The organism is Haloarcula marismortui ATCC 43049 (assembly GCF_000011085.1).
Lineage (GTDB): Archaea > Halobacteriota > Halobacteria > Halobacteriales > Haloarculaceae > Haloarcula > Haloarcula marismortui.
The window spans coordinates 120,914-138,173 of the sequence record NC_006395.1 but is presented as its reverse complement, the minus strand read 5'-3'; the positions used below and the strand labels follow the sequence as shown (position 1 = coordinate 138,173).

Below are 17,260 nucleotides of genomic sequence, written 5' to 3'. Positions count from 1 at the left end.
GCGACCGTCGAAACGCGGTCAGTCGGGGAGGCTCGGCGGCGCGACTGAATAGATCGCACTCAGTACCAGTAGCGCGATGAGGAAGTCGAACCCGTGTTCAGTGAGGTGGTGTACGACCATTGGGACAGCACCGAGGACGGTCCCGATGCCGACCACGGACCGAAATACCAGCAACCCGATAGCGACGGTCAACAGCACGTACGGCCGCGACCGGCGGCGGTATGTACTGACTGCGGCGATGGAAAACAGCGCCAGCGTTCCGAGCGCAGAGAGGCTTAGCACGGCGATCAACAGCGCCGTTTGACCGGGGCCGATCCAATCAGCCGTGGGTTGGAGCATCTCTCAAGAGTACGTTTCGAGCGGTCGCACTGGAATCGGTTTCGGTCGCAGTCGCTGTCGCGCCTGAATCCCAGTCTAGGATGTGTTCTGGACACCGATATCCCAGTGACTACCCGTTCGAACAGGTGTGTGGTCCTCTCAGGTCGCCACCAGAACCGGGCGTCCCGCGTTCTGGACGACCCGGTCGGTCACACTTCCGATCTGGTCGCCTTTGCTGTGGGAATGGCCGTGGTATCCGAGCACTATCAGGTCGGCGTCGACTTCGTCGGCATAGCTGATAATCTCCACGTACGGTTTCCCGTGGCAGCAACGAGTCGTGACCTCAACGTCAACTGCGTCGCCTCTCTCGGCGACTTCTGCGAGTTCATCGTTCCCCCATTCCTCGACCTCGATGGTTTCCAGCTCCATACTGCTCAGGGCCGGCTCCGCGTGTCGGTCCGTGTCGACAACGAAGACGGCGTGAAGCTCGGCACCGTGTTGCTCAGCCTGTTCAAGTGCGTGTGTCGCTGCGCGGTTCGCGTCAGCGCTCCCGTCGGTCGCAACCACAATCGTGTCGTACATACTAGAGTAAGGGGCACCCTCCTATTTCAATCCGCTGACGAATCTCAAACGATAATAATCTGTTGTCACATACTGCGGCCGTCTACAGATCAGCGGCTAGATTTCGTCGAGATGCTGTCTATCGAGCTTTCAAGAGCGCATACGGCCTTTTGTCATGAGCCAGCGCAGTCATGGTTCGATATTTTCCCGAAAGTCGGGCGCCAATCCGGTCTGTCGGATACCGGCAAGCTCCGTTATCTCGAACTCGTAGAGTGCGACCCCGCCGGAGGTGGTAGCCGTCTGGAGCGTGTTGGGCCGCCAGGCGTTCTGTGTCATCGCCGTGATCTCCGACCAGTCGTCCTCTGGCACACTGCTGATATCGCCAGCCAGCATCACGCTCTGCCACTCAAACGCGGTGTCGATGTCATAGACGAGAAACCGGCCGCGGCCGGCCCGCTCAGTCAGTTCCGCTTTCTGACTTGCTTCGCCCAGCAGGTAGGTGAAATACAGGCACGCCCCGTCGTCAAAGCCATACGATAGCGGCAGCAGATACGGAACATCTGCCGTCGGAAGCCCCAGAACTCCGGTTGAGTGTGTCGCGAGAAATGCCTGAATCTCGTCCTCGTCCATCTGTTCGAGTCCGTACTCCGCTATTTGGTCGATTGTCATAGGTCGCGTCTGATCATCCAGTTACGTATCACGAATGCAACCCCACGCTAAAAAAAGTAGAGCGGGCGATTCAGGGCAGTTTGTCATGTGGCAGAGACTGCTGGACCGACAAAACCACCCGTTACTCGTCGACCGGTAGTACGTATGCCCACTCATTTTCATCCAGTGGGAAGTTTCATGCGCCTCTATAGTGTTGTAATCCCAACATTAGCGCATGGACTACGATGAGTTCACCGGCGAAATACAGCACAGGCTCGAACTACCCGGCACTGGTGAGGCCGTTCGTGCGATTCGCGCGACACTGCTGCCGCTGGGACAGCGCATCCCGGAGGAAAACGCCGAGGACTTTGCCGCCTCGCTCCCGATGGAAATCAATTGGTACATGACCGGTGCTGTCCACGACCACGGCCAGCGGTTTGACTGGACGGAGTTCGTCGAGCGCGTTGCCGACATAGAGGGTGTTGACCCGTCGGACGCAGCGTATCACGCACGCGTCGTTGTTGACCTGACGCACGCTGTGGTTCCAGCCGCTGACTTTCAGGACCTCCGTGACCAACTGCCTGAAAGCGAGGGCGCTGAAAACTGGCGTGAACTCTTCAGAATGGTTGATGCCGGTGGCTGGGGTGAAGCCGAAGAGGCGCAAACTGGCGGTGGCCCGCAATAGTTCGCTGAAGACTATCAGATGGACAACCAGTAGCCCATCTCACGGTATTTTCCAGATGACTATTTTTCTGATACATTCTGCTCTTCTCTGTCCGATTGTTTCGTTCGCTCAAACTCTGGGAGACATACCAACAAAAACTGTTGTGAACGCGTGCGAGACACTCGAGACGCCGCCCTCAACAACTGGATTTCTAATAGCGTGAGAATCGCGACTGCAGTTTATTTACTGACAGCAACAAGGTGTAAACACAGCGATGTTTGATTCAATTCTGGTTCCGACCGACGGCAGCGAACACGCGACCCGGGCCGCTGAACACGGGGCAGCGCTTGCACGTGCGTTCAGCGCGAGCCTGCACGTCATGGCTGTCATCGATACACGAACAGCAGGCGGGCCATTCAGCGGCGGCGATCTCGAAGACGAGACACTCGACCGCATGACGGCTGACGCCGAAGACACAGTCACGGCCATCACAGACGCAGTGGACGCCGCTGGAGCGATACAGACGACTATCCGCACGGGCAATCCCGCCGACGAGATATGTGCATACCGCGACGACCACGATATAGACCTGATTGCAATGGGCACACACGGTCGCACAGGTGTCGGGCGATATCTTGCCGGGAGCGTGACAGAGAGCGTTGTTCGGCACGCCGATGTCCCCGTTTTCACTGTCCGCGCCACCGAACAGAGTCGCAAGACCGACTCCTACGATGATATTCTCGTCCCGACGGACGGAAGCACGGCCGCAACAGCCGCTGTCGAACCGGCCTGCGAGATTGCGGCGCAGTTCGATTCCCGCCTTCATGCTCTGAATGTCGTCAATCTTGGCGATGTTGCGACCGGTTCAGAATACACGTTGCCGACAGACCTGATTGATACGCTGGAAGCACAGGGTGAGAAAGTCACCGAGCGGATTGCAGCGCGAGCCCGCGAATCCGGCGTCGAAACTGTCACACAGGTCGTCGATGGATTCCCGGCGGCGGATATCCTCGATTACGCCGAGGAGAACGACATCGATCTGATCGTGATGGGGACGGCCGGTCGAACTGGGCTCAATCGGTTCATCATGGGAAGCACGACAGAACGGCTCATCAGACACGCCGACATGCCTGTGCTGGCAGTCAACGCCCGAGACCAGCGTGTCGCCGAGGCCTGAAACAGGGACACTCGTTTCTGTCTGTCAGCGTCCGACTGCGTACGCTGTCCGCCATGTCCAGCGGGGCGGCAGGCAGATACGACACGACCATGCACTTATTGTTGTTCCTGTCGTGACAATAACTATGTCCGCGGAAAACCCGGTTACGATGACCGACGAGGAACGGGACGCGCTTCTGGACAACGGGGGGACGGGCGTCCTCTCGCTCGCCGCCGGTGACGCGCCGCCACACTCGGTTCCGGTCTCATATGGGTACGACACGCCGACCACCACCTTCTATTTCCGGTTGGCTGTTGGGACGGAGAAGTCGAAAGGCGAACTCAGCGACCGTCCAGCGACCTTCGTGACCTATCACGAGACGGAGGCCGGATGGCAGAGTGTGGTCGCCAGCGGTCGACTTGAAGACATCGAGCGGGAAGGAATCGAGACGGAAACGCTAGCGGGGCTCGAACACGTCGAAATTCCGATTATCGACATCTTCGAACGCCCACTCCGCGAAGTGGACTTCGGATTCTACCGTCTCGTGCCGGATGACCTCACGGGACGGACCGAACCCTAGTGCGAGACGGCCCCCCACGCATCACTCATCACTGGGGGCTACATTACACGATTTCAGGACTCACCGTCACATCGGCGTCTCGAAGTTGGTCTTGCTCGCTCATTTTGATGCGGCTGTCACGAACCAAACACGACCGTCCCACCGTCGAAACCAGCGTCTCAACGCAGAACCGCCGTACTGTGGAGGCAAACACATATCAACACAGCGGCAGATCAGAGTTCCATGTCCGAAGCCGCCCACACGCAACCAACTACCGACGTTCTTTCGCGGCTCGACAGCGAGTCTGCTGGGCTCTCGGCATCGGAAGCCCGAACTCGACGCGACAGATACGGCGAGAACGAGATTACACGGGGGAGCGAACGGACACCACTCGACATCGCTGTCTCCCAGTTCGATAGCGCCCTTATTTGGGTTCTCGTTGCGGCCGCGATACTGTCCGTGTGGGCGGGCAACGCAGTCGACGCAGTGTTGATAGCCGTGATTGTGGTCGGGAACGGGCTGTTCGGCTTCGTTCAGGATTACCGTGCAGAGGGCACGCTCGAATCCCTGCGAGAATTGACCGCACCAACAGCGACAGTCCGACGCGACGGCCAGTCCGTTGAGGTCGACGCGACCGAACTCATCCCGGGCGACGTTATCGAACTGGAGAGCGGCGATGTCGTTCCAGCCGACGCTCGGCTGATTGACTGTCAGTCTCTGGAGGTCGACGAAGCAGCGCTCACTGGTGAGAGTACCCCGGTTTCGAAGGGAACTGACCCAGTAGACGCCGATGCACCGCTTGCGGAGCGCGAATCGATGGTGTACAAAGGCACGAACGTCACACGCGGTTCGGGCGTTGCCGTCCTCACGGCGACCGGGATGGAGACCGAGGTTGGGGCTATCGCTCGCCAACTTGCGGGCACGGAGGAAACAGACACACCGCTGCAGACGGAACTCGACATGCTCGGGCGGACGCTTGGTCTCGGCGTAATGGTGCTTGCTGCACTTGTGGTTCCACTCTTAGTCTTCCGGGGGACCGAACTGGTTCAGGCGGCACTCACCGCGATATCGCTCGCTGTGGCCGCGGTTCCCGAGGGACTGCCAGCGGTTGTGACGCTAACGCTGGCTCTCGGTGTCCGGAAAATGGCCGACGAGAACGCGCTCGTACGGCGCTTGCCCGCCGTCGAGGCGCTGGGCTCCGTCGATGTCATCTGTACGGACAAGACCGGGACGCTGACCGAGGGGCGAATGTCAGTCAGTCGGATCTGGGTCAACGACGCCGTTGTCGACAGTGACGAAATGTACGGGGACGCCCTGCCGGACCGCGTTGCTACGGTGCTCCGCGCAGGGACACTGTGCAGCGATGCGACGCTCGAAGCAGGCGACCCGACGGAGCAGGCCATCGTCATGGCGGCCGCCGAGTCCGGAATCGATGTCGAACGCCTCCGTGAAGCGAACCCGAGAACGGACGAGATCCCGTTCTCGTCGGAGCGCAAGTGGATGGGCACTGTTCACGATGACACGGTCTACGTCAAAGGCGCGCCTGAAGTCATCCTCTCGAAGTGCGCCCGCGTCCTCACCGATACCGGTCCGGCGGACCTCACCCCTGATAGAGCTGAGCAGATCAGAGAACAGGTCGGTACGTTCGCTGACGACGCGCTCAGGGTGCTCGCAGTGGCGTACACAGAGGATGTCGACGTAGTGGAACGGGATGACACAACTGGCGATGCCGACGATGTCAGTGACGACCTGACCTTCGCTGGGCTGGTCGGTATGATCGACCCGGCCCGCGAGGAAGTCGCCGACGCGATTGCGGCGACCGAGCGTGCAGGCGTTGGGGTGAAGATGGTCACCGGTGACAACGTTAGGACCGCCGCAGCCATCGCCGGCGAACTCGGTCTGGGCCAGCGCGTGATGGAAGGCGGCGATGTTGAGGACTGTTCCGAGGACACGCTCTGCGACCGTGTCGAGTCTGTGGACGTGTTCGCACGCACGTCCCCGGAGCACAAGGTCCGGATTCTGCAGGCGCTGCAAGCAAACGGTCACACTGTGGCAATGACGGGCGACGGGGTCAACGACGCACCCGCGCTGAAAAACGCCGATATCGGTGTCGCGATGGGCGTCCGTGGGACTGACGTGGCTAAACAGGCCAGCGACGTTATCTTGCTGGATGATAACTACGCGACAATCGAGCGGGCAATCGAACGCGGACGGGCCATCTTCGACAACGTCTGGAAGTTCGTCGGCTACCTGCTGAGTGCCAACGTGGCCGAGGTCGCCATCGTGTTTATCGCTTCGCTCTTTGGCTACCTCGTCCTGCCGGCAGTCCAATTGCTGTGGATTAACCTCCTGACTGACGGGCTGCCAGCACTCGCGCTCGGGGCCGACCCCAAAAGCGGTGACGTGATGCAGCGACCGCCCAGGGACCCGGGCGGTATCGTTGACCACGATATGCTCGCCCTCATCGGGGGCACAGGGGTCATCTCGACACTGGTAATGCTCGGCCTGCTACTGGTCACGCTTGCCGGCGCACCCGCAGTCACGCCCTACGCGATGACAATGGTATTCACCGGCTTCGTCTTCCTCGAATTCGAAAAGCTGTACGTGATCCGCTGGCTCCGAGAGACACCGACCCTCTCAAATCGCTGGCTGGCGTCCGCAGTCGGTGGATCGATACTCCTGCAGCTTGCCGTCCTGTACACCCCGCTCAACGTCTACTTCGGGACGGTCCCACTCGGACTCGTCGACTGGGGGCTGATTGGTGGTGTCCTCTTACTCGCCCTACCACTGTACCTCGCTGTCGCCAGCGGTGTGAAGCGTCTGTAACGGGTCGGGCCGCCCTCACTCCAGCTGTCCGTTGAGCACTTTCGCGGCGACTAGCACCGGGTCCCAGACGGGGCTGAACGGTGGGGCGTACGCCAGGTCTAGCCGTTCGAGTTCGTCGATAGTCATGTCTGCCTCGATGGCCGTCGCAAGCGTGTCGATACGTATCGCCGCCCGGTCTTCCCCGACGAGTGCGCCGCCCAGCAGGCGACCACTATTTCGATCGGCGACGAGGGTCACGTCAGTGTCGTCGCCGCCGGGGTAGTACCCTGACCGGGACCCAGCCGTGACCGTCGTCGACACCGGGTCGAAGCCGGCGGCGCTGGCCTGTTCGTGGTCGAGGAGGCCCACGCGGCCACATTCGAGGTCGAACGCCTTCACGACAGCTGTTCCGGCGATGTCGCCGACAAGTGAGGGGTCGCCGGCGACGGTCTGCCCGATTGCGCGACCAGCCCGGTTCGCGGTCAGTCCAAGGGGAACCCAGTCAGGCTCGCCGGTCACGGCGTGGCGGTCTTCGGCGCAGTCCCCGGCGGCGTAGACCCTGTTGACGCTCGTCGCCCCGTACTCGTCGACCGCTATCGCGCCTGAATAGCCAAGGTCGACCGGCGTGTCCGCGAGGAGGGCCGTGTTCGGCCTGATGCCGATACCGACCAGCGCGAGGTCCACATCGGTGGTGCCACCGTCATGGGCAACCGCCGTGACGCGCTCGTCTCTGTTTCCGACAATCTCCTCAACGGCGGTGTCCAGATGCAGTATCACGCCTTGCTCCCGGAGCTGGCGGGCAACGCGCTCGCCGACTGCTTCCCCGAACGGCGGCAGGAGGTGGCCCGACCGCTGGAAGAGATGTGTCTCGATGTTGTGAGCCTGGAACGCCTCGGCCATCTCGACGCCGACGTAGCCGCCGCCGACGATGGCGACTCGCTCCGGTGGTTCCCAGTCGGTGTACTTCTCGACGAGCGCCGTGTCGACGTACTCGATACTCGTATCGACGGCGAATTCCCCCGGCTCGGACAGCGCGGCACGAACCGAAGCAGCCGAATCAAGTCCGTGCATCGTGAACGCACCATCGAGTTCTGTCCCCGGTATCGGTCCAGTCATCGCGCGTGCCCCCGTCGCGACCAGCAGGTCGCCATATGGCTGGCTAAACGTCTCGCTGTCGTGGGCGACGGCAACCGTCTCGGCGTCGGTGTCGACGCCGACGACTTCGTGGTTCCGGCGGAGGTCGATACCCCGCTCGGCCGCCTGTTCGGGCGACAGCGAGAGGAGGTCCGTCAGCCGCTCGACAGTCCCCTTCACGTAATACGGTGTCCCGCAGTGGGCATAGGACACCCACTTGCCTTTTTCGAAGACAATCACGTCACGGTCCGGTGCCTCGCGGGCGAACTTGCTCGCAGCGCTGAGCCCGGCTGCGTCACCACCGATGACCACGAACGGGTCAGTCATACAGACTCTCGTCTCGCTACGGTACTAATGGTTGAGTGTGGTGTAGGTAACCCGTGATGCCGCTGTGCCCGACACGGATTCAACGCTATTCGTTGGTCTTTCCGCGCCGCAAAAACTGCCTGTCTCCCGCTGTCACGACTGCATATGGACGAGGTGACCAACTCTCACGCTTCCAGAGCCAACGATGACGAGCCCTGTGTGTCACCGGTTCGTTATTCCGCGTAGGATTCGATAAGCGCCCGGAGGTCATCTTCTCCTTTGACGCCGACGACTTCTTCGACCTGCTCACCGCCGGCAAACAGGATGAGCGTCGGCACGCCCCGGACGCCGTACGACTGAGCGAGTTGCTGGTTGGCGTCAACATCGACTTTGGCGACAGCCGCGTCAGTTTCTGCGGCCAATGTCTCGACGACGGGTTCGAGCATCTGGCACGGGCCACACCAGTCGGCATAGAAGTCCGTGAGGACGAGGTCGTACTTATTAACGACATCATCAAGCTGGTCTGCTCCGTCGATGTGAAGTGGCTCGTTTGTCGTGGTGGTTCCAGCGTCGGATGCAGTATCAGTTGCCATCACCTGAATGTACGCGGCAGCGTCAGATAAGTTTTTGTATAGATTGCACAATACTATGAATACTGCTGCCCGGCCAGACGAAGTGGGTCAGTTACCGCTTCACAGAGAGAAATCCGCCTGGGTCGGGGGCGACAGAGTATGATAGAGAGAAGGACGCGGCGTTAGCTTTCGACGGTCGGGGCTGTGGACTCGGACTGTTCGTACTTGTTCTCGAATTCCTGAATGAGCTGGCCCATCTTCGCGTACCAGTCGTTGAGCATCCGCTGCATCTCGTCTGCTATCTGCGACGGGTCTGTCGGCGAGTAGACGTGGTAGTAGCCGCCCTGGTCGTAGTTGATCTGATCTTTTTCGATGAAGCCCGTCTGGAGAAGCCGCTGGACGGCGCGGTACGCGGTTGAGCGCTCACGATCGACTGCATCGGCGAGTTCGTCGACGGTCAGTGGTTCCTCAGCCTCGACAAGCGCCCGAAAGCACTCCTTGTCGAGTTCCTTGAGTCCGTGGAAACATTCTAATAGGCCCTCACACTGCATATCCCGCCGGAGCTGTTCAGACATCGAATCTGGCATCGTTATCACCTTTTTCTACCCGCTACGCAGTTATAAGACTTGTGTACGGTTCGCACAACTGCACGCAAAAGCTGCCAGCGAACGGTTCGCTGGAAGTCTCGGCCAGCTTGTAGAATGAGCGACACAAAGTATTTCTGCGGTAGCTCCCTCCTCACTGACAGAAATAGAAAACGAGGCCCTCGGAAATGATATACGATCACGCTGCTTTGGCAGCCACGCGACACATGCGGCCCAGTGAGGTATGAGCAGGTCTGCATCTCGGACACCTTCCCCGGGCGTCACAGGGTTACTCAGGAGTGCGATCCGCACGGGTATCGCTGTATCCTTCGCCGAGGGAATCCGGAGGCGGAGCCCTGGGGCGGTTGTGAATGCTCTCATCGCTTTCGGGGGAGCGTATCTGCCAGACATCTTGGAACGGCGGTGTTCCGTTGAATTTCGGCCGTGGCAGCGGATTTACGTAGAGACAGCGATGCTGACACACGCTGTCGGGATGCTCGGCCCGTACGACGATATCTGGTGGTGGGACAATCTGACCCATATTCACTCGGCGACGGTTCTTGGTGGGCTTATTCACGTACTCTCGCGGCGGTTGGGCGTAGACCCGGAGCAGCGGGTCATTACCGGTGTCGTTACCATGGGCATCCTCTGGGAATTCATGGAGTACATTATTCACGCTTCGTCGCGCCGAGTCGGTCTCGAACCAATACTCGTCTCCTACGGAAAGACTGACACGCTGCTCGATCTCGTCTCCAATCTCGTCGGCGCAATTCTCGTTCTTGTCTTCGGCGACGCTCTTCTCGGGAACCTTGTTCGACGCGAGACTGAATGATTGTCTTCTCTCGTCGATCTCCCTCTGTCTTCTCTATGTTGAACAGTCATCATCCTCATCTGACCGCATCTGGAGATTGGTGACTGTATACCCAGCATTTACGACTCTATTCCTATCAACTCTGGAGTGTTTCTACAGCGCCACGTAACCGTCTCTCTGGTGTTGCTTCTGGACAAGTTATTTTTGCACACTATTTACACTACTAGCCCACATTAAGAGGGTTAGCACGGGGTCCAAGAGTGAAGCGACTCCGACCGCGGACTCCCGCTATCGGCGTCCCGAGTGTGAGACTCCTCGAACGCTAAATGTGCTGGGCAGTCACATGTAAGCCACCGGGGAGGCATGTGGGGTTCCATGGGCGGGCTCGGCTCAGAGCCCGTGGAAGCACTCGCTACCGGCGCAGTTTCCGTGCTACTCTCTACCCGTGTCGGTCCCGAGGAATTGGACACTAATCCACATTCAGCCTACAGGCTACAGTCGCGTCTTCGACGCTTAGCCGCCCTTCTGTTCGATTCCGTATTTCCGAGATCGCGCCACACTACTGAGAGTGTATCCGAAGAGATTTTGCTCTATAGGCACAATACAATACACGAATGACGCTCCCAATCGACCCGAGCCAGATCGACCCTGAAGACATCGGCGAACAACAGGCGACGCTCGAAATGAGCCACGAGGACGCGATCGAACACGTCCGGGACGTGTTCACTGACGCCGGATTTGGTGTCCCCGTCGAGTTCTCGCCCTCCGAAATGCTCAACGAGAAGATCGACGCGGACCGTGACCCATACTACGTGCTGGGGGCCTGTAACCCCGAAGTTGCCGACCGTGCCCTCGATGCGACGGATAACAAACTCGGCGGCCTCATGGCCTGTAACGTCGTCATCTGGGAAGAAGAGCCCGGGCAACAGCGTGTCTATCACGTCTCGATTATGCGTATCGCTCGCCTCGTCGGGATGGCACCCGACAACGAGGAGATGGCAGATATCGTCGCCGACACCGGTGAAATCGTTGACGAGGCGTTCCAGAACCTCTAATGGGCTATCACACCTTTGATGCCGGCCGGGCCGACAAGCTCGAAGACGCTCAGGAACGGTACCGTTCCCTCTCCGCTGAAGAGCTCTGCTGGGCGCTGTCGGCCAGTAGTGACGAGACGGTCGCAGACCTCGGGAGCGGGACCGGCTTCTACACCGACGATGTTGCACCGGCCGTCGACCACGTGTACGCCGTGGATATCCAGGAAGCGATGCACGACTACTACCGGAAGAAAGGCGTCCCCGACAACGTCGACCTCGTGACGAGTGCGGTTGACGACCTCCCGTTCGACACCAGCAGTCTCGACGCGGCGTTCTCGACGATGACGTACCATGAGTTCGCTAGCGACGGGGCGCTGCGCGAGGTCGCACGAGTGCTCAAGCCTGGGGGGACGTTTGCTATTGCCGATTGGGCGGCTTCTGGAAGCGGTCGCAACGGCCCGCCCGTCGATGAGCGGTTTTCCGCTGCCGAGGCGACGGATGCGCTCCGCCAGCACGGGTTCACGGTCGAGTTTGAGGCGGTGCGACCGGAAACGTTCCTGCTCGTTGTTAGTGCTGACTAACGGGGCGGCACTGGCCACCGGACACGCCCGATTTTTCCTCCAAGAGCCGGTTCGGGAACAGGACTGGTCGGACTGTTACGCTCGAACCTGTTGGGCGTTAACTGGCGAACAGCCGGCGCTCTGCCCGCTCATGCTCGGCGGCTAATACGTCTACCAGTGGGGCGAACGGCGTCATCTCATCTATTCCTCGGTCCGCGCTATCATCGACTGCAGCCGTCATCACTGGCTGCAGGTCGTTCAGGATTCGCTGGGCATCCGTGTGGCCGAGTGAGAGGAGACGCTGAGCCGCGCCCAGCAGTCCGGTGACGAACCCGTGACAGCACAGCAAGCAGGCCTCCCGGACAGCCACGTCGGCCAGCCCCGTCGCAACGCCGAGTACGACGGCGTAGTTCCCGGGTGCGTCGTCGGCATCAACGCGCTCCGCGTAGCGGTTCAGGAGCGCCTCGTCACGTAGTTCCGTCTGGAGCGAGAGCAACCGGTCGCCGGACTGTTGGGCGCTCTCGCGGAACTCTGCGGCCAGCGTCACGGCCGACAGGCGCTGGTCGGCATGACAGATCGCCTCGATATCACCGTCGGTCGCAGCGGCGTGTGCTGCCCGGAGCGCGACGAGTTCGGCGGGGCCGATTTGCCGTCTGAGGTACGTCGACAGGAGCCCTTCGAGGTCTGTCGCGTCTTCGACCCGGTCGTCCTGAATGAACTGTTCCAGCCCGTAGGAGACGGTGTAGGTCCCGACTGGCAGGAACGAATCCGCGAGGCGGAACGATTCAAGCGTTGCGACGTCGCTCATTGGTCCCCTCCGTCAATAGTACGAACGCCGTGGTCATGGGCGTGACTGGTCCCGTTGTGACTGTGACCACTACCCTCGTGGCCTGTCCCGTCACCGTGGGTGTGGTCGACCCCGTCATCGTCGAACGTCGTCGGCGGTACGTGCTCGTACCGCATCGGTACGTCCCCGGGGAGCAGGTCGGCGACCGTGTCTTCCATTCGTTCCTTCGAGTCGGTCACGGGGAACAGGGCCTCCTGCCCGCGGACCGCGAGGTTCCAGTGTTTGTTCCCGACCGCGTGCCCGAGCTCCAGCGCCGCGGCCGGTGAGATATCGCTGTCGGCGAAATCGAGCACGAGGGCCTCGATTTCGGCGAGTTCGACAACGACGAAAGTGCCGTCCTCAGCTTCAAGTACGTCGCCGTCCGCGAGGTCACGGGCAACCACGATACCGAGGTCCCGGCCGGCTGTCGTTTCAGTCCGGACCCGCGAGCGCTGGCGTTCGGTGTCCGAGAGCACGACAGTAGCGTGGGCCGATGCCTCGACGGTTTCAGGGATAGCATCGCCATCGCGATGGCCGAGATAGGTGTCTGCGACCAGCATCAGTACTTCCTCCCAGAGGGCGCAGGGGCGTCCAGTAGCTCAATGCGCGCGTGGTCCCAGGCCGCGTGGAGCGTTGCCTGAACGGTCTCAGCGCGGTCGCCAAGGGCACGGACTGCGACCCCGGCACCGTTCGGCAATGCTGTTGCACCGGCCCGAGCATCACCGTCGGTGACGACCGCGTGGAGCGCATCGCTCAGTTCGGCCTCGTCGTGGTCCGGCGCGAGGACGAACGTCGTCCCGTAGACGGTGAACTCACCGAGGACGCCGGGGGCTGTGGGGTCCTCGTCTCCCGGCGTCAGGTGTGTCGCGTCCTCGAACAGGTGCCCGTCAGGTCCGGTCGCTCGCACGCGCGAGAGGTACCGCTCGAATTCGAAGCGCTCGCCTCTGGCGAGACGGCCCGGGACGACCACGTCGCTGACCACGGCGGTCGCGCCGGGGGCCAGATCGACCGAAAGCTCCTGCAGGTACCGGGAGTCAGCGTGGAGGATTGTCGGCTCGGGCACGTAATCCAGATGACCGCCAGCGCCGACGCTAAGCGTCGTGTCGGCGGCGGCGTAGTTACACGTCATCGTCTGGACCTTCGTCGAACTCTGGGTCGAGACGTGTGCGACGGCCTCGTCCCCGACGGTTATCGACACGTCATGGCGGTCACCCTGCGCGACGCCGCCGGTCGGTGACTGGATGAATACGGTATCGGCCTCGGGGAGTGGGTCGTAGCCCAGCGTTCCTGAGATGTGGAACGGGACTGTCGCGTAATCGTGGACAAGGGTCGTCCCGTCGGCTGTCCGTTCGAAGGTCAGTTCGAGCACGCCGTCTTTCCCGGGGGACCCCACAGCGGCCTGTGGCACGGCCTCGGTCGCATACCCCTCGAACGCCGGATGGGGCGCGTCAGCGGCCATCAGGCGAACAGCACCCCGTCACGGACGTGCGACAGCACCGTGTCGATATTCGTCTCGTCTTTGCAGTTGGTGAAGACGACGGGTCCGTCCCGAACCTCGTTTGCGTCGTGCTCCATCACGTCGAGGTCAGCGCCGACGTGGGGCGCGAGGTCAGTCTTGTTGACGACGAGTAGGTCACAGTCGACGACCCCCGGGCCGCGTTTTCGGGGGATGTCCTCCCCCTCGGCGACCGAAATGACGTACAGAGAGTAATCGGCGAGCTCGGGGTTGAACGTCGCCGCGAGGTTGTCGCCGCCGCTCTCGACCAGCACCAGGTCCAGCTCTGGGTGGTCTGCCAGGAAGGAATCGATTTGCTGGAGGTTCATCGACGGGTCTTCACGGATACCTGTGTGCGGGCACGCGCCTGTCTCGACGCCAGCGACGAGGTCTTCCGGGACGACCCCGGCGAAGCGCTCGCGGAGCACGTCCGCGTCCTCCTGTGTGAGAATATCGTTGGCGATGACACCCACATCAAGCCCCTGGTCGCGCAGTTCGGGAACGAGCGCGGTCAGTAGCGAGGTTTTGCCGGAACCGACCGGCCCGCCGATACCGACCGTCGCCACGTCGCGGTGTGTGAGACTCATTCGTCTGTCCCCGCCGAGTCCCCGCCATCGGTCGCCGCCTCTGACTCCGTCGTTTCGTCGTCAGCGGACCCAACACTGTCGGACCGAATCGGGTCGTGAACCGTGACCAGTTTGGTTCCGTCGGGGAACACCGGTTCGACCTGAATCATGTCTATCATCTCCGGCACGCCGTCCATCACGTCCTCTCGGCCGAGCAGTTTCGACGCACCGGACCGGATTTCGGCGACCGACTGGCCGTCACGACCGCGTTCGATGCACCAGTCGCTGATGTAAGCGACGGCTTCGGGGTGGTTCAGCGGGACACCGCGTTCCTTGCGGCGCCGCGCGACCTCTGCGGCGGTAAAGACCGTGAGTCGTTCCTGTTCTTTGGCTGTGAGTTTCATAGCAGGTATCGCTGCGCAAGTGGGAGTTCGGAAGACGGTTCACAGGTGACGTGCTCGCCGTCGACCCGGACCTCGAAGGTCTCCGGGTCGACCTCGATGTCATCCGGACAGTAGCTGTTGTACACCATGTCGTCTTTGCCGGGCGTCCGTGCGCCCTCGATTGGCACGACGCGGGAGTCGAGTCCGTACTCCTCGTCGATGCCGGCCTCGGCGGCCGCCGGGGAGACGAACGACAGCGAAATGGCGTGCTTGGCTTTGCCGACCGCACCGGCGCGTTCGCGCTGGAGAATCGGCTCGCAGGTCATCAGTGACCCGTTGGCTTCGCCCATCTCCGAATGGACCGGGAAGCCGCCCTTGAACGTCATCGCCGGCTTGACGCCGAAGAACGCGGGGTCCCACAGGCAGATGTCGGCAAGCTTGCCGGGTTCGAGTGTCCCGACGTGCTCTTCGATGCCGGCGCTGATAGCAGGATTGACGGTGTACTTGGCGATGTAGCGCTTGATACGGTGGTTGTCCGCGCCCGTCCCTTCGTCTTCGGGCAGCGGGCCACGCTGGGATTTCATCTTCGAGGCTGTCTGCCACGTCCGCGGAATGACCTCGGCTATCCGCCCCATCGCCTGGGAGTCGGAGGTCATCATCGAAATCGCGCCCATGTCGTGGAGCACGTCCTCGGCGGCGATGGTCTCCGCGCGAACGCGGGATTCGGCGAAGGCCACGTCTTCCGGCACGTCAGGGTTGAGGTGGTGACACACCATCACCATGTCCAGATGCTCGTCGAACGTGTTGTCGGTGTACGGCATCGATGGATTCGTCGACGACGGCAGCATGTTCGGCTCGCCGACCATCTCCATGATGTCCGGCGCGTGACCACCGCCAGCGCCCTCGATGTGGAACAGGTGCATCGTCCGCCCGTCGACAGCCCCGAAAGTGTTCTCGAGGAAGCCGGCTTCGTTCAGCGTATCGGTGTGCATGCACACCTGCACGTCCTCGTCTTCGGCGACTTCGAGGCAGGTGTTGATGGTTTCCGGGGTCGACCCCCAGTCTTCGTGTAGTTTCAGCCCACAGACACCGGCCTCGACCTGCTCGCGGAGCGGGCCCGGGTCGGAGGCGTTGCCCTTCCCGTAGAAACCGACGTTGACCGGCCACGCCTCGGCGGCCTGCAGGAAGCGCTTGACATTCTCTGGCCCGGTAGTACAGGTGGTTGCGCCGCCGCCGTACCCCCCGCCGAGCATCGTCGTGATACCGCCTGACAGCGCGTGTTCGTGAAGCTGTGCGGAGTTGAAGTGAATGTGGATATCGAGGCCGCCGGCGGTTGCTATCTTCCCCTCAGCCGGATAGACATCCGTCGACGGGCCGACGACCATGTCGACGCCGTCCATTGTGTCGGGGTTGCCGGCTTTCCCGATGCCGGCGATTTCCCCGTTTCGAATGCCGATATCGGCGGCAACGATACCCAGTATCGGGTCGATAATCGTCGCGTTCGTCAGCACCCAGTCGAGTGCGCCCTCCGCCTGTGTGACGCCGGGAGCCATTCCCAGCCCGTCCCGGAGCGTTTTCCCGCCGCCGAACACTGCCTCGTCGCCGTGGGTGCGTAGGTCCTCTTCGACCTTGGCGAACAGCTCCGTATCGCCCAGCCGGACTTTGTCGCCCGTCGTCGGCCCGTACAGTTCGGCGTAGTTCTCGCGGTCAATGTCGCGTGTCATTGGTCGGACTCCGTGTCGCCGTCGTCCGGTGCCGCCTCGCCTGTGTCTCCAAATCCTGCCGCACGCATGCGTTCGACCGCGTCGCCCGTCTCGCCGTCGACGCTCCCGTTGACAAGTCCGTTCATCCCGTGGGCGCGTCGCTTCCCACCGATTTCGACGAGTTCGACCGTTTGCTCGTCACCAGGTTCGAACCGGACAGCCGTGCCGGCAGGGATGTTCAGCCGCATCCCCATGGCCGCTTCGCGGTCGAACTCCAGCGCCGCGTTGGCCTCGAAAAAGTGGAAGTGCGACCCGACTTGCGAGGGTCTGTCGCCGGTGTTCCCGACAGTCACTTCCGTCCTCTCTCGGCCTTCGTTCAGCGTCACTGTCCCTTCACCCGGGATGACCTCACCGGGCACGAGTCCATCGCTCATCGCGCCACCGCCCCGAGTATTTCTGACTGTTTGTCTATCATCTGCCCTTCTCTTTGAATACACATACTAAAATGATTGCTCTCTGCGCAAGTGACGCCTCTATATCGAGAACCGGATTAAATGCTAAAGTTTCGACCCTAG

20 protein-coding genes are annotated in these 17,260 nt (G+C 61.5%); 7 read left to right on the top strand and 13 right to left on the bottom strand.

What is annotated here, in order from left to right:
* Nucleotides 1–18: 18 nt before the first annotated feature.
* The 3 genes from RR_RS02915 to RR_RS02905 all read right to left on the bottom strand — a co-directional run bounded on the left by RR_RS02915 (nt 19) and on the right by RR_RS02905 (nt 1,548).
* Nucleotides 19–339 carry a DUF7471 family protein gene (locus RR_RS02915; RefSeq protein WP_004965673.1) on the bottom strand — a complete coding sequence of 107 codons (321 nt, stop codon included), beginning with the start codon at nt 337–339 and terminating at the stop codon, nt 19–21.
* Between the two features lie 138 nt (nt 340–477).
* Nucleotides 478–900 (bottom strand): universal stress protein, encoded by a 423-nt coding sequence (locus RR_RS02910; protein ID WP_007188444.1) that lies wholly within the window; start codon nt 898–900, stop codon nt 478–480.
* Nucleotides 901–1,068: 168 nt separating this feature from the next.
* Nucleotides 1,069–1,548 carry a pyridoxamine 5'-phosphate oxidase family protein gene (locus RR_RS02905; RefSeq protein ID WP_011222596.1) on the bottom strand — a complete coding sequence of 160 codons (480 nt, stop codon included), beginning with the start codon at nt 1,546–1,548 and terminating at the stop codon, nt 1,069–1,071.
* A gap of 214 nt (nt 1,549–1,762) precedes the next feature.
* Between RR_RS02905 and RR_RS02900 the strand changes: the two genes are divergently transcribed.
* The 4 genes from RR_RS02900 (at nt 1,763) to RR_RS02885 (ending at nt 6,732) form a co-directional block, all read left to right on the top strand.
* Entirely contained in the window at nt 1,763–2,212 is a 450-nt protein-coding gene (locus RR_RS02900; protein WP_004965680.1) for a DUF2267 domain-containing protein, read from the top strand.
* Between the two features lie 253 nt (nt 2,213–2,465).
* Nucleotides 2,466–3,368, top strand: coding sequence for a universal stress protein (locus RR_RS02895; RefSeq protein ID WP_011222595.1), 903 nt, complete (start codon nt 2,466–2,468; stop codon nt 3,366–3,368).
* 124 nt (nt 3,369–3,492) lie between these two features.
* The gene (locus RR_RS02890; RefSeq protein WP_011222594.1) at nt 3,493–3,927 is read left to right on the top strand and encodes a pyridoxamine 5'-phosphate oxidase family protein; all 435 of its coding nucleotides are present in this window, start codon (nt 3,493–3,495) and stop codon (nt 3,925–3,927) included.
* A 222-nt stretch (nt 3,928–4,149) separates the two neighbouring features.
* On the top strand, nt 4,150–6,732 hold the full coding sequence (locus tag RR_RS02885) for a calcium-translocating P-type ATPase, PMCA-type (RefSeq protein ID WP_011222593.1): 2,583 nt from the start codon (nt 4,150–4,152) through the stop codon (nt 6,730–6,732).
* A 15-nt stretch (nt 6,733–6,747) separates the two neighbouring features.
* Here RR_RS02885 and RR_RS02880 read toward each other — a convergent pair whose 3' ends face one another.
* The 3 genes from RR_RS02880 to RR_RS02870 form a co-directional block, all read right to left on the bottom strand.
* The gene (locus RR_RS02880; protein WP_004965688.1) at nt 6,748–8,172 is read right to left on the bottom strand and encodes an FAD-dependent oxidoreductase; all 1,425 of its coding nucleotides are present in this window, start codon (nt 8,170–8,172) and stop codon (nt 6,748–6,750) included.
* Between the two features lie 212 nt (nt 8,173–8,384).
* Entirely contained in the window at nt 8,385–8,744 is a 360-nt protein-coding gene (gene trxA / locus RR_RS02875) for a thioredoxin (RefSeq protein WP_004965691.1), read from the bottom strand.
* A gap of 161 nt (nt 8,745–8,905) precedes the next feature.
* Entirely contained in the window at nt 8,906–9,310 is a 405-nt protein-coding gene (locus RR_RS02870) for a helix-turn-helix domain-containing protein (protein WP_011222592.1), read from the bottom strand.
* A 241-nt stretch (nt 9,311–9,551) separates the two neighbouring features.
* Here RR_RS02870 and RR_RS02865 point away from each other — a divergent pair, with 241 nt between their 5' ends.
* From RR_RS02865 to RR_RS02855, 3 genes are all read left to right on the top strand, one after another.
* Nucleotides 9,552–10,139: a hypothetical protein gene (locus RR_RS02865; RefSeq protein WP_011222591.1), complete on the top strand. Its 588-nt coding sequence runs from the start codon at nt 9,552–9,554 to the stop codon at nt 10,137–10,139.
* A gap of 593 nt (nt 10,140–10,732) precedes the next feature.
* On the top strand, nt 10,733–11,173 hold the full coding sequence (locus RR_RS02860; protein ID WP_004965704.1) for a DUF302 domain-containing protein: 441 nt from the start codon (nt 10,733–10,735) through the stop codon (nt 11,171–11,173).
* Nucleotides 11,173–11,733: a class I SAM-dependent methyltransferase gene (locus tag RR_RS02855; RefSeq protein WP_011222590.1), complete on the top strand. Its 561-nt coding sequence runs from the start codon at nt 11,173–11,175 to the stop codon at nt 11,731–11,733. Before RR_RS02860 ends, RR_RS02855 begins: the two co-directional genes overlap by 1 nt.
* 97 nt (nt 11,734–11,830) lie before the next feature.
* Here RR_RS02855 and RR_RS02850 read toward each other — a convergent pair whose 3' ends face one another.
* Genes RR_RS02850 through RR_RS02820 form a run of 7 tightly spaced genes read right to left on the bottom strand, consistent with a single transcriptional unit; the run spans nt 11,831 to nt 17,119 of the window.
* The gene (locus tag RR_RS02850; protein WP_011222589.1) at nt 11,831–12,520 is read right to left on the bottom strand and encodes an urease accessory protein UreF; all 690 of its coding nucleotides are present in this window, start codon (nt 12,518–12,520) and stop codon (nt 11,831–11,833) included.
* Nucleotides 12,517–13,098, bottom strand: coding sequence for an urease accessory protein UreE (locus RR_RS02845; protein WP_011222588.1), 582 nt, complete (start codon nt 13,096–13,098; stop codon nt 12,517–12,519). Before RR_RS02845 ends, RR_RS02850 begins: the two co-directional genes overlap by 4 nt.
* Nucleotides 13,098–13,997, bottom strand: coding sequence for an urease accessory protein UreD (ureD, locus tag RR_RS02840; RefSeq protein ID WP_011222587.1), 900 nt, complete (start codon nt 13,995–13,997; stop codon nt 13,098–13,100). The genes RR_RS02845 and ureD overlap by 1 nt, the downstream gene beginning before the upstream one ends.
* Complete coding sequence (gene ureG / locus RR_RS02835; protein WP_004965716.1) at nt 13,997–14,620, bottom strand: urease accessory protein UreG; 624 nt, start codon at nt 14,618–14,620, stop codon at nt 13,997–13,999. Before ureG ends, ureD begins: the two co-directional genes overlap by 1 nt.
* A complete protein-coding gene (locus RR_RS02830; protein ID WP_004965718.1) occupies nt 14,617–15,003 on the bottom strand; it encodes an urease subunit gamma in 387 nt (128 codons plus the stop codon). The genes ureG and RR_RS02830 overlap by 4 nt, the downstream gene beginning before the upstream one ends.
* Nucleotides 15,000–16,706 (bottom strand): urease subunit alpha, encoded by a 1,707-nt coding sequence (gene ureC, locus RR_RS02825; protein ID WP_011222586.1) that lies wholly within the window; start codon nt 16,704–16,706, stop codon nt 15,000–15,002. Before ureC ends, RR_RS02830 begins: the two co-directional genes overlap by 4 nt.
* Nucleotides 16,703–17,119, bottom strand: a complete 417-nt coding sequence (locus RR_RS02820; RefSeq protein WP_011222585.1) for an urease subunit beta — start codon at nt 17,117–17,119, stop codon at nt 16,703–16,705. The genes ureC and RR_RS02820 overlap by 4 nt, the downstream gene beginning before the upstream one ends.
* Nucleotides 17,120–17,260: the final 141 nt, after the last annotated feature.